Source organism: Paraburkholderia phenoliruptrix (assembly GCF_019511605.1).
In the GTDB taxonomy this organism is placed as follows: Bacteria; Pseudomonadota; Gammaproteobacteria; order Burkholderiales; family Burkholderiaceae; genus Paraburkholderia; species Paraburkholderia phenoliruptrix_A.
Genome location: NZ_JAEUAV010000006.1, coordinates 146,434 through 158,873, shown reverse-complemented (window position 1 = coordinate 158,873; position 12,440 = coordinate 146,434). Strand labels below are relative to the sequence as shown.

Annotated in this window: 9 protein-coding genes and 1 pseudogene; 2 read left to right on the top strand and 8 right to left on the bottom strand. The window is 59.7% G+C overall.

The annotated features are described in order from the left end of the window. Window positions 1-89 precede the first annotated feature (89 nt). On the bottom strand, window positions 90-476 hold the full coding sequence (locus tag JNB89_RS11155; protein ID WP_220362213.1) for a hypothetical protein: 387 nt from the start codon (window positions 474-476) through the stop codon (window positions 90-92). After that, window positions 469-645: a hypothetical protein gene (locus tag JNB89_RS11150; RefSeq protein ID WP_220362212.1), complete on the bottom strand. Its 177-nt coding sequence runs from the start codon at window positions 643-645 to the stop codon at window positions 469-471. The genes JNB89_RS11155 and JNB89_RS11150 overlap by 8 nt, the downstream gene beginning before the upstream one ends. Window positions 646-1,056: 411 nt before the next feature. On the opposite strand from JNB89_RS11150, the pseudogene bamA reads away from it, so the two are divergent. Further along, window positions 1,057-3,291: pseudogene (bamA, locus tag JNB89_RS11145) on the top strand (outer membrane protein assembly factor BamA); the annotation flags it as partial. Window positions 3,292-3,441: 150 nt separating this feature from the next. Here the strand turns inward: bamA and JNB89_RS11140 are convergent. The 6 genes from JNB89_RS11140 to JNB89_RS11115 form a co-directional block, all read right to left on the bottom strand. After that, a complete protein-coding gene (locus tag JNB89_RS11140; protein WP_013342489.1) occupies window positions 3,442-4,587 on the bottom strand; it encodes a porin in 1,146 nt (381 codons plus the stop codon). Window positions 4,588-5,042: 455 nt separating this feature from the next. Beyond that, the gene (locus tag JNB89_RS11135; RefSeq protein ID WP_220362210.1) at window positions 5,043-6,743 is read right to left on the bottom strand and encodes a tannase/feruloyl esterase family alpha/beta hydrolase; all 1,701 of its coding nucleotides are present in this window, start codon (window positions 6,741-6,743) and stop codon (window positions 5,043-5,045) included. A gap of 69 nt (window positions 6,744-6,812) precedes the next feature. Next, complete coding sequence (gene fabG / locus JNB89_RS11130) at window positions 6,813-7,553, bottom strand: 3-oxoacyl-ACP reductase FabG (RefSeq protein ID WP_220362209.1); 741 nt, start codon at window positions 7,551-7,553, stop codon at window positions 6,813-6,815. Between the two features lie 109 nt (window positions 7,554-7,662). After that, window positions 7,663-8,454: an SDR family oxidoreductase gene (locus JNB89_RS11125; RefSeq protein ID WP_220362208.1), complete on the bottom strand. Its 792-nt coding sequence runs from the start codon at window positions 8,452-8,454 to the stop codon at window positions 7,663-7,665. A 147-nt stretch (window positions 8,455-8,601) separates the two neighbouring features. Beyond that, the gene (locus JNB89_RS11120; protein ID WP_220362207.1) at window positions 8,602-9,957 is read right to left on the bottom strand and encodes an MFS transporter; all 1,356 of its coding nucleotides are present in this window, start codon (window positions 9,955-9,957) and stop codon (window positions 8,602-8,604) included. Between the two features lie 108 nt (window positions 9,958-10,065). After that, window positions 10,066-11,004, bottom strand: coding sequence for a 3-keto-5-aminohexanoate cleavage protein (locus JNB89_RS11115; protein WP_135891146.1), 939 nt, complete (start codon window positions 11,002-11,004; stop codon window positions 10,066-10,068). Between the two features lie 395 nt (window positions 11,005-11,399). On the opposite strand from JNB89_RS11115, the gene JNB89_RS11110 reads away from it, so the two are divergent. Beyond that, window positions 11,400-12,431, top strand: a complete 1,032-nt coding sequence (locus JNB89_RS11110; protein WP_220362206.1) for an AraC family transcriptional regulator — start codon at window positions 11,400-11,402, stop codon at window positions 12,429-12,431. Window positions 12,432-12,440 lie beyond the last annotated feature (9 nt).

The following is a 12,440-nucleotide window of genomic DNA, read 5'->3' as shown; positions in this document are numbered from 1 at the left end:
GACGCAGCGATGCGGCGACGCCGTGGGCAAAGGGACTCAGTGCGCGATCAAGGCGCTGGATCGTGACTCTGTCGACTCTCCTGACTCCATTACTGAAGCGTCACATCGCCGGCGCGTGTCTCGCTCGCGGCCACCACGCCGCCGAGCGCTTGCAATAGATACGGAATCTGCTCGGCCGGCAATGAGAACGAGAGACCCGCATGAGCGGACAGGCGGAAGCGGATTACCACCATTTCCATTCCATTGAGCCTGCCGACTTCCCAGCCTTGGCAGTGCAGTGCGAAGCCCATTTCCTGGTTGTTGTGCGCCACGCGATCCGCGTGCTCGATAGCATTGGGCAGCGCCACGAGCAGATCGTTGAGCACGGAGCGATGCAGCGCCGCCGTGGGTTGATCACCGTGAATCAGCAGATATTGACCGTCCGCCGTCAACTGCATGTCGGTAATCGAGTTCAGCAGAAAGGAGACCTCAGGCACGGGACGCACCCTCCCGCGCGCTGGCAATACGATTGGCGGCGCTGATTGGATTGGCGGGCCTTTCGCGGCGGATCAGCAATGACGCTGTGGCGAGGCGCACCGAAAAAATCGGCGTCGAACTGACGCGCAGGATTGCCGAACAAACGGCCGGTGAAAAGAATTCCATCATGACCAACTCTCCTAATCGCGTGACGCCGGTAGCGGAATCGACGATCTGAAGATATCAGCGCGAGAACGCCGCTGGGTTACACGCCCCCTACGCTTCCTTCGGTTCTGTAACGCATTCTTTCAGCGGATGCCGCGCAAACCCACGCGGCACGGCTTACCCGCACATTGCGCCCAGCGGCAACCTTAAGGGGAGGAAAGTTTCCAGTAACGATAGCCGCGGTACACGTCCCTATACTTCGCGCTTTTTAGAGCCAAAGACCGCCGTTTCGAATGCGCCGCTTGCCTTCGAGCGTTCTCATCTGCGCTTTGCGCGCTGCATCAGGACCGAAAAACCAAGATGAATTTCCAGGCATTAGCCAGCCGGCTGGCAGGCACACTTTCACTCGCCGGCATTACGCTTGCAAGCGTTCCCGCTCGCGCCGCTGAGCCGTTCGTCGTGCAGGACATCAAGATAGAAGGCCTGCAACGCATCGAACCTGGGACAGTTTTCGCCTATCTGCCGATCAAGCAGGGTCAGACGTTCACTGACGATAAGGCTTCCGAATTAATTCGCGCCCTGTATGCCACTGGATTTTTCAACGACGTGCGCATTTCTGCAGAAGGCAACGTTGTCACCGTTTACGTGCAGGAACGGCCGGCAGTCGGAACGATAGACTTCGCGGGCATTCACGAATTCGACAAGGAGAATCTGACGAAGGCGCTGCGTGCTGTTGGTTTGTCGCAAGGCCGCTCTTTCGACAAGGCGCTCGTCGACAAGGCGGAACAGGAATTGAAGCGCCAATATCTGACACGGGGCTATTACGCCGCTGAAGTCACGACAACGACGACGCCCATCGACCGCCATCGAGTCGCGATTCTTTTCTCTGTAGCGGAAGGACCGAGCGCGAAGATCCGGCAGATCAATTTCATCGGCAACAGCACATTCAGCACGGATACCCTGCGCGACGAAATGCAGCTGTCCACGCCGAACTGGTTCTCGTGGTACACGAAAAACGACCTGTACGCCAAGGACAAGCTTACCGGCGACCTGGAACACGTGCGCGCTTACTATCTGAATCGTGGCTACCTGGAGTTCAATATCGAGTCGACGCAGGTATCGGTGACGCCTGACAAGAAGGATATGTATTTGACGATCACCCTGCACGAAGGCGAGCCCTATACGATTTCTTCAATCAGGCTTGCAGGCAATCTGCTCGATCGTGAGGCCGAGCTCACGAAGCTGGTGAACATCAAACCCGGTGAACGCTTTTCAGCTGAAAAACTGCAGGCTGCGACAAAGGCCGTGGTGGATAAGCTGGGTGAATACGGCTATGCATTCGCGACGGTCAATGCAGTACCCAAAATCGACCAGCAGCGCCATACCGTCGATCTCACGCTACAGGTCGACCCGAGCCGACGGGTTTATGTGCGCCATATCAACGTGACCGGCAACACGCGCACGCGCGACGAAGTTGTGCGCCGCGAAATGCGTCAGCTCGAGAGTTCCTGGTTCGACTCGAATCGCCTCATGCTTTCAAAAGACCGCGTCAATCGTCTTGGGTACTTCACTGACGTGGACGTTACGACGGTCCCGGTTGAGGGTTCGGCTGACCAGGTGGACGTGGACGTGAAGGTCAGCGAGAAGCCGACCGGCGCAATCACCTTGGGCGCGGGCTTTTCCTCCACAGACAAAGTGGTTTTGTCGGCCGGAATCTCGCAGGACAACGTGTTCGGTTCCGGTACGAGCATTGCGTTGAACGTGAACACGGCGAAAACATATCGCACGCTTTCGCTGACACAGACTGATCCCTACTTCACGGTAGACGGCATCAAGCGCATCACCGATGTGTACTACCGCACCAGCTATCCGCTCTATTACTACACCGACACGAGCTTCAAGATCGTGACAGTCGGAGCCGATCTGAAGTTTGGAATTCCGTTCTCCGAGGCCGATACGGTCTATTTCGGTCTGGGACTGGAACAGAACCGGCTCAGCATCGATTCGTCGACACCTCAAAGCTATAAGGACTACGTTAGCGAATTCGGCAATGTCGTCAACAATGTACCGGTTACGGCAGGCTGGGCTCGCGACGATCGCGACAGTGCGCTTGTGCCGAGCCGCGGCTATTTCCTGCAAGCCAATGGCGAAGTGGGTACACCGGCGGGCGGTACCCAGTACTACAAGACGGACGTTCAGGCGCAGTACTACTACTCTTTTTCGCGTGGCTTCATTCTCGGTCTGAATCTGCAGGGCGGTTATGGCAACGGTTTTGCGGGCAAGGCTTACCCGATCTTCAAGAACTACTACGCGGGTGGTATCGGCTCTGTGCGTGGCTACGAGTCGGGCTCGCTCGGTCCGACCGACAAGACGACCGGCGACCCGATCGGCGGCTCGCGAATGGTCGTTGCAAATGTGGAAATGACGTTCCCGCTGCCGGGTACCGGATGGGATAGAACATTGCGCGTATTCACGTTCCTCGATGCCGGCAACGTGTGGGGCAGCGAGGGCAATAGCAACGGTGCGAATGGCCTACGCTACAGCTACGGCGCAGGGCTCGAATGGATTTCGCCGATCGGCCCGCTCAAACTGTCTCTTGGCTTCCCAGTCGTCAAACACGCAACCGACAAGTACCAGAAGTTCCAGTTTCAGATCGGCACTTCCTTCTGATCGTAGACACGTTTCCGTTCCTGCACGGCAAAGTGTCGCGCTACATGTCACCGGTATTGGCGCGATAACGAGAAAAGCCCGCAATTCGCGGGCTTTTTTCTAGTAAGTGCCGCGCATCGCAGCACTCATGCAGACAGCGCAAAGCATGGCTTAGAAGCGGTGACGGATGCCGACCGTGCCGACCACTTGCGAGCTCGTCGACGAGGCGCTCACGCCAACAATGTCCGCCGTGATGCCCGAGTTGCCCGTGCTGCCAACGTGCTGATATGCGGCTTCAGCATAGACGTCGGTGCGCTTGGACAAAGCGTAGTCGGTTTGCAGCGTGACCTGATGGTACTTGGGGCTTACGCCGTCGAGCCGCGCGTCGGTGAACGTGTAAGCGCCCGATACCGACAGCGCCGGCGTGAGCGCGTAACGGCCGTTCACTTCATAGTTCGTGAAGCGTGCGCTGCCACCGGTCAGAGCGAGCCCGCTGCTCGTACCCGATGCCGACGAACTGATCGCAGTCGCACCGTTCAACTGCGTTTGCGTCACGACGAGGCCGACATTCGCGGGGCCGAACGCATAGCTCAGGCCCGCGCCGTAGGTGCGCTGACGCGCTGCCGTGAAGGTCGAGTCGCCGCTTGCCACCGCGCCGCTAGAATTCGTCGACGAGCCGCCGCCGTTGATCTGCAGGTAGCCTGCTGCAACCTTCAGGCCGCCGAACACATACGATGCACCGACGCTGTAAGCACGGCTGTCAGCGAAGTTGCCCGCTGCATTCGAGAAGCCGTACAACGCGCCGAACTTGAAGCCGCCGTAATCGACGCTCTGGAACTTCACGGCGTTGTTAATGCGAACCTGGTTATTGAGGTTGTCGTTGTCATACGGATGCGAAGCGAGCGTGCCGCCATATTGCGTACCGTTCAGCGCGAGCGGGCCCAGATAGTCCACCACGCTGTCGTACTGGCGACCGAGCGTGACCGCGCCGAACTGGTTGCTCGACAGACCGACGAATGCCTGACGGCCGAATTCCCGGCTATTCTGGCCGAGCTTGCCCGTGGACAGATTGAAACCGTTTTCCAGTACGAAGATTGCCTTCAGGCCGCCGCCGAGTTCCTCGGAGCCGCGCAGGCCCCAGCGATTGCCGTTCAGCACGCCGCTCGCCTGCTGGAAGTTGCTGCTGCCACCGGAGTTGCTGGTGTAGGTGAGACCTGTGTCGATCAGGCCATACAGCGTCACCGAGCTTTGTGCGTGAGCGACGCCCGCGGCGCCGGCAAGAGCGAGCGAGAGGCCCGACAGTACGAATTTCTTCATTGAATATCTCCTGAATCCAATAGCGGTTGCTATTGAGCGGCGGAGAATAGCGCAGAAATTTTGTAATTATTTTTCAGTAAATTACTGCGTTGCGTTTTAGCGACGTCATTCGTTTTTAACTTTCATTTCATTTCGGGAGGCGCCTTTATTGGCTGTCCAGATGAAATGGGGCGTACTCTCTCGAGAGTACGCCCCAAGTGCCTGATTTTGAACGTTGCTCGGAATCAAAGGCAAGTCGAGAGTAGCATGCAGACTGGTCTGCGGCAACGTAGATCGGCGGGTTTATTCTTCCATATGATTTCTATATGGACAATTGGTAATTTCCGGTTGGAGTCTGGCGCAATTAAACCGACTATTGCGGAAATGGAAAAGACAATTTGCGTTATTAGAGGGCGACAACTATTGCGCGAAGCTGTGCGCCTCGATTAACGAGGCGTCGCTCGTTTTCACTTCGCTCACTCGACACACCGGAAAGAAGCTGCCTGATTCACGTCGCCGCCTTCGTAGCGGGGCCACTTCGGGTAATCGCATAGCGGTCGCGTGCGGCCCGGCACGCCGGCAGTGTCGGTTGTCACTTGTCCGACTGGCGCCTTGCCTCTCTCCACCCACCCGGCGAGCGCCGACAGAGATTCCCAAGTGGCATTGAAGGTGCTGCTCGCGGCATGACCCATGCCGGGAATCTCGTAGAAGCGGACGAACGAATCGACACGATCAATGCCGAACTGCGCTTGCAGCCGTCGATAGTACAGCTCCGTCGCCCGAGTACTGACAAGTACATCGGATTGCCCGTGAACGAGCAGGAGCTTGCCGCCACGTCGCCTGAAAGCGGAGATATCGGTGCTCGCGTCGAGCTTGAGGCTCAGGTCGCTGATACGGTTCGCCCACACGCCGGGTTGCTCGGGGTCGAGCGACAGCGAATTGAAGTTCGGATCGCGCGTGACCGAATACTTGATCCACTGGTCGGTCAGAACGCTGATGTAAGGCGCCGTGAGCGGCATGGGGTTCGCCGGCTGTGAAGTGCCGAAGGCGAGGAACGTGACCACCGGCTCGACCGGCGAAGTGCGAGACGTAATGCCAAGGTCCGCGCCCCACACGTTGTAGCCGGGATAGTGGGTCTCGCCACTCGCGAGCCTAAAGCGCAGCACGGTCGGCGTATTGATGGTTTTCAACGCATCGATCTGTGCGTCGGACAAACAATTGTCTGCGGTGTCCGCGCCCTTCGGGCAGCGCAACGGGGCGCCGTTCAGCGTAGCGGTGGCCGGATCGAAGCGGGCATTGCATTGCCGCTGGTCACTGATCAATCCGTCGGCCACGCCGTCAAGCGCGTCGCAAGCCTGCATTGCCGCGTCGTACACAGCCTGGCGTTTGCCCGCTGACAGATACGCGCCCGGTTTGGCCAGAGCGCGGTTCATGCGCTGACCTCCGAGCAGTGCGGCTGCATCGTCCCATGCCGGGTACCAGGCGATGGCACCATCCCAATCCGACGGCCAGCGCTGAATTGCCGTCAGGGCTTCGCGCCCGCCGGTCGATCCGCCTGCGAAATAGGCTTTGCGCGGCCAGTGCCCATAGCGAGCCTTGATGATCGCCAATGCCGCGTCGTGGGTTTTCTTCAGCGCGTCGCCGCCGAAATTGTTCACCGCCTCGTCATTCAAGCCAAAGCGTCCGTCCTGCGAGCCCAACGCGTTGGCCTGATGACCAGAATCGCTTGCGAACGTCGCGTAGCCACGACCGAGCGGCACGGCTGCGTCGACAGGACCGTTGGGTACGTTGCCCGCGACATTGGGTATGGTGCCGTTGAAACCGCCTCCGCCGAACATCACCACCTTGCCGTTCCACTCCTCGGGCAGTGCCACTTTGAACTGGATGTCGGGAGCGGCGCGGTCGACCGGAGATATTTTGCCCGTCACTTCACAGTAGTCAGGCAGTGCGCCTGCTCCGCTGCCGCTTGCAGCAACCGACTTCACGGCAGTCACGCTAGCTCCGGAAGTAGGCTCACCAATGTCCGAAGCGGGCACCACGAAGCCCTGTAGGCGCTCGCAAGTGGCGTGGTGTGCGGCAGGCGGAGTCGCGCCCATGCTGTATGCCGAAACCGCGGAAGTAATGAGAGCCGCGATCACGCGCGCGACCCTCGGATTACAGCAGTGACCTTGTACCATGATGTCTCCGTTATGAGTGACGTTTCAGGTGGGGCGGGTTCTGCTCGAGCGCTCGGCGCCATTTCCCGACTACAGCGTCATGCCGCCAGAAGCCTCGATGACAGCGCCGTTGATATAGCTCGCTTCATCGCTTGCGAGAAAGGCGTAAATGTTGGCAATCTCTTCGGGCTTGCCGAGGCGCCGCAACGGCACCTGGCTTCTCATCTTCTCGAGTACTTCGCCGGGTATGGTGGCGAGAATCGGGGTGTCGATAAAGCCGGGCGCGACGGCGTTCACCCGTATGCCCTTGGGTCCGAGTTCGCGGCTCCATGTCTTCGTGAAGCCGATCACGCCGAATTTGGACGCCGCATAGTTCGTCTGCCCGTAATTGCCGTAAATGCCGACAACCGAACTCGCGTTCAGGATCACACCGGCCCCTTGGATGATCATGGAGTCGAGCACCGCCTGTGTGGCGTGAAAGACGCCGCGCAGATTGACGTCCATGACCTGTTCGAATTGCTCGACTGTCATGTTTTGCAGACGCGCATCGCGCGTGATGCCCGCGTTGTTCACGAGAATGTCGACCCGTCCGAACTGTTCGCGAGCCTCGGCGACCATGTCCCGGACCGCTTCGCGATCGGCGATATCGACCGTGAAGCCCGCCGCTTGCGCGCCGGCCTCGCGGCAAGCGCCGACAACCGATTGCACCGCGCCGGGGTTCATGTCGCAGACCACGACCGTTGCACCCTCTTGCGCGAATTTCAGTGCGGTCGCGGCGCCGATTCCTTGCCCGGCCCCCGTCACGATTGCAACCTTTTCTTTGAGCCTCATCGGATCTGTGTCCTTCGTAGTGGTTTGTTGTTCAGGGCGAGACGGCCTCGCGGTTCGTGGCTGACAGGACGCGCGTTGGCATGGCCACGCGGCGCGTGCCTATGCTTGCTCAAAGATATTCGACGTTGCCATCCACGCTGATCGCCTGACCGGTAATGTTCTGGCCTGCCGGCGACGCGAGGAAGAGCGCCATGGCGGCGATGTCGTCCACAGTCACCATGCGGCGCAGCGAGATCTTCTTGAGGTACTGCTCTTTCATTTCGTCGAACGAGACGCCGGTGGACTGAGCGCGAGCGGCGATCACGCGATCCATCCGTTCACCCTGCACGACTCCCGGCAGAATTGCGTTGACGCGAATGTTGCTCGGACCAAGCTCGATGGCGAGCGACTTGACCAGTCCAACAATTGCCCATTTCGTCGCCGCGTAGGGCGTGCGATACGCGTAGCCGAGCCGCCCGGCGACAGAAGACATGGCAATGATGCCGGGGCAATCCGATGTCTCCTTCAGCAGCGGCACCGCTTTGCGAAGAAAGTAGTACTGACTGTTCAGATTGGTGGAAACAGTCCGATCCCAGCCGTCCGGTTCAATCGCCTCGACTTCGCCCGTTGGACCCGCAATGCCCGCGTTGTTGATCAGAATGTCGAGCCCGCCGAGCTTTGCGCGTGCGTCGTCTATCACGCTGTCGACCTGCTCGCGGCTTGCCACGTCCGCCACGCCCGTATGAAGCCGGGCATTCCTGCTGCTGGCTTTCTCGACTGCCGAGCGATCGACGTCGCAAATGTAGACCCGCGCATCGGCTTCGACGAAAGCATCGGCAATGGCAGCGCCGATTCCCGACGCTGCGCCCGAAATGAGTACGCGTAGACCAGCTCTGGGCTTGAGAAGCTCGAAAGTATTCATGTGTCGCACCAACGATTGTGAAGTTACATATCGAATAAAGGCATTCACGAATGGCCCGTGAATCAGGCGAGCAGCGGGTCGGTTTAGGCGTTACGTCCACCACGGCCTTTGCCCGCCGTCTTCGAACAGGGCATCAATTGACGTCGACTAGCTTTTCGACGTTTTCAATTGTCCCGCGTTGCCCGCCGGTACAACAGGACGGTCTGCGGACCGGATTGCTTTAGCAAGCAGCGGCACGAGGGCGAGGCCTAGCACGGAGGCCACCACGACCACGTTGAAGCCCGAGTCGCTGCGGCCGGTTATCGTTTCGGCAAGCCCGAACAGATAAGGACCGACAAAGCCGCCCAGCAGTCCGACTGTATTGATGAAAGCGAGACCGGCAGCGGCTTGCACGCCTTGCAGACGCTTCATTGCGACAGCCCAGTACGAAGGCAGAATGCCGCCCGCGAAGAAACCCGTAATACCCAACAGCGTGATTTGCGCCGACTGATTCCTGATCGCAATGAACGCACATGCGGAGACCACGACGCCCGCCGTCAGCACGCCGAGAAAGCCGCAGTCGTTGGTAATCCGGCGGTGGATGCGCGGCAGCGTCAGCACGCCAAGCAGAAAGCCGATGCCGACACTGCTCGACAACAAGCCGACAACGAGCGGCGACTTCACGTGCATCTGCGCAACGATCGACGGTGTGAAAAAGTACAGCCCGACAAACGCTACCTGATTCAGGAAGTAAATCAGCGCAATCAATACGGTGGTTGGACGTTTCAATGCCGCGAACCAGTCTGCCGACGTGAGTTCGGTGTGACCGTGCGTGTCGATGACTGCATGGGTTTCGAGCGCCTCGGCTTCTTGCGGCGTCAGCCATCTGACCTCGGAAGGGCGGTTCGGCAGTTTGAAAAAGACGATGATGCCAACCACGATGGTGGGCAAACCTTCGAGCAGGAACATCCACTGCCAGCCGTGAAGGCCGCCGATTCCGCCGAGCTGCATCAGGGCGGCACCGAGCGGGTTGCCCAGAATCAGCGCAATAGACGGCGCGGTATAAATCCAGCCGACGGCGACTGCCCGGTCCTTCGGTGCGAACCAGAGCGTCACCATGTACATCAACGCGGGGAAGAGTCCTGCTTCTGCCACTCCGAGCAGAACACGCAGCAGATAGAAGGACCACTCGCCCTGCACGAACATCATGGCCGTCGATAACGCTCCCCACGTGACCGCGATCCGGGCAATCCACGCGCGCGGACCGACACGATGAGCCAGCAGGTTGCTCGGTACTTCGAGAAGCGCATAGCCGATAAAGAAGATTCCGGCGCCAAGTCCGTATGCCGCTGCGCTGATGCCGAGGTCGGCGGCAAGCGCTGTCTTTGCCAGCGCCACATTGGTACGGTCGATGAACGACATGAAGTAGATCGCGCACATCAAGGGAAGAAGTCGTGCCATCGCCTTGCGCGTCGCTAGCCGGTGGGTCTCGCCGAGGCCGGCGTCAACAGTGGTTGCAGTCATGATGTCTCCAGAAAATGGCCCTGCCTGTGTTTTTCTTTTGGTGCGCCGCGCGGCGCGGCAGGACAACGGGGTGCGGTACTCGCGCGGATCGCGCGCGGCGCCGTGTACTTAAAGCGAGACGTTTTCGCGTCCCTTCAACCCGAGCATTGCGCGCGCATCGGCTGGCGTCGCGATGTCGAAAGAAAGCTCCTGCAGAATCCGGCTGATCTTGCGGACCTGATCGGCGTTCGACCTGGCCTTCACGCCGCGCGACAGGTAGACACTGTCTTCCAGACCCACGCGAACGTTGCCGCCCATGATTGCGCCCATCGTCACGAGAGACATCTGGTGACGACCGGCGCCGAGAATCGAAAGTTGATAGTTCTCGCGCCCAAACAGGCGGTCGGCGGTCGAGCGCATCAACGAAAGGTTCTCCGGGTCCGCACCAATGCCGCCGAGAATGCCGAACACCGACTGAATGAAAAACGGCGGCTTGATGAGCCCGATGTCGACAAAGTACGCGAGGTTGTATAGGTGGCCCACGTCGTAACACTCGAACTCGAAACGCGTGCCGTAGTCCTCGAACTCGGTGAGGATGTTCTTGATGTCCCGAAACGTGTTCCGGAAGATCATGTCCTCCATGCCTTCGACGTATTCCTTTTCCCAGTCGAATCGCCAGGAAGATATTCTGGCCGCGACCGGATGCAGCGAAAAATTCATCGAGCCCATGTTCAGCGAGCACATCTCGGGCTTCGCAATGCGCGCGTAGGCCAAGCGCTCGTCGAGCGTCATGCGCGTGCTGCCGCCGGTGGAAATGTTGATTACCGCGTCGGTTTGCGCGGCGATGGCCGGCACGAATTGCCGGAACACATCGGGCGAGGGCGTTGGCCGGCCGTCTTTGGGATCGCGCGCGTGCAGATGCAGAATCGCCGCTCCCGCCCCGGCGGCTTCGAGCGCCTGAGTTCTGATGTCATCGGGCGTGAGGGGCAGATACTCCGACATGGACGGCACGTGCGCCGAACCCGTCACTGCACATGTGATGATGACTTTGCTGCTTGAATTTCCCATTTCAATACCTTTCGATTTCCAGTTGAAGCACGGCGGTTGGACGCGACGTTCAGTCGAAACCGGCCGCTGATGCAGTGGAGCGAGCAGAGCCGCCTGCGGTGACGAGCGCAAGACGAGCGGCAGATGCAGCGAATACCTTCGGGGCGGGAGCCGGCACGCGCTCGGACCGCAAGGACCGAATGCGCGGCGGCGCCGCGTGCACTAGCGGCAGCGGCGTCACGGGCGCGATAGAACGGCGATGGTGGGTGACCATGCTTGTCTCCGAAAAATCTGCGAGTCGCGCAACTGCACTCGGACTCGTCTCTTGTTCCATAGATAGTAGTGAGATACGATTTGCTGCGTAAGGTCTATTTCGGACAAGCCGATGTCCCGTGAGGACATGCACCGGAGGCGCCGTGTCGTCGAGATTTCCGCTGTTGAATGAGCGCATTTACGCGCCGTACAAGATCGCGGCGTTGGTTGAAGTGCTCGCAGAGCAAGGAATTGCGCCCGAGGACAGCCTGAAGGGCAGCGGCGTCACGCCTGAGCAGATCTACGATGCGTCTGTCATGACCTCGGTGCGGCAGTACGCGGTGGTATGCCGGAACGCGGTCGCGCTGTCGTCCGACCCGAGCACGCCTTTCAGAACGGGAGCGCGTCTCCATCTGGCGGCCTACGGCATGTATGGGTATGCGCTGATGTCGTGTCTTTCGTTGCGCGACTACTTTCGCCTCGGCGTCAAATATCACCGGCTGGCGACGCCGACTGTCACTATTGAGTGGACCGAGCACGCCGACACTTCCGTGTGGACGTTTCCGGACGCTTTCTCATCCAACTTGCCGCACCACGTGCAGCAGTTTTTGCTGGAACAGCAGTACACGCAGCACGTCACGCATCTCGAGGACGTGGCCGGCCGCCGCTGCCCTCCGGTGTTGGCGCGCTTCGCCTATCCGGCGCCGGACTATGCGCACATCTATCCGCAGTATCTAGGTTGTCCCTGCGAGTTCGACGCTGAGCAGTGCGAGCTCATCTACGACAGCGCGATCCTCGAGGTGACGCCGCATCTGGCGCACCGGCACTCGGCTGCGCTGTTGCAGGAGACGTGCGACCGGCTGATCGGGCAAGCGAAAACATCGTCGGGCGTGTCCGGCGAGGTCTATCAGCTTCTGATGCGTAAGCCCGGCGTGTTTCCCGACATGGAAGCAGTGGCCGATGCGCTGAAAATGACGAGCCGAACGCTGAGGCGGCGTCTGGAATCGGAAGGAACGTCGTTCGTTGCGATTGTCGACGACGTGCGCTGCTCGCTGGCCACGGAGTACCTGAAAACCACGAAGCTCAGCACGGACGACGTTGCGATGCTGGTCGGATTTAGCGATGCCGCAAATTTCCGCCGGGCCTTGAAGCGATGGACAGGAAAAGGGCCCGGAGAGATTCGCGATCAACAGTGAGCGCAATGG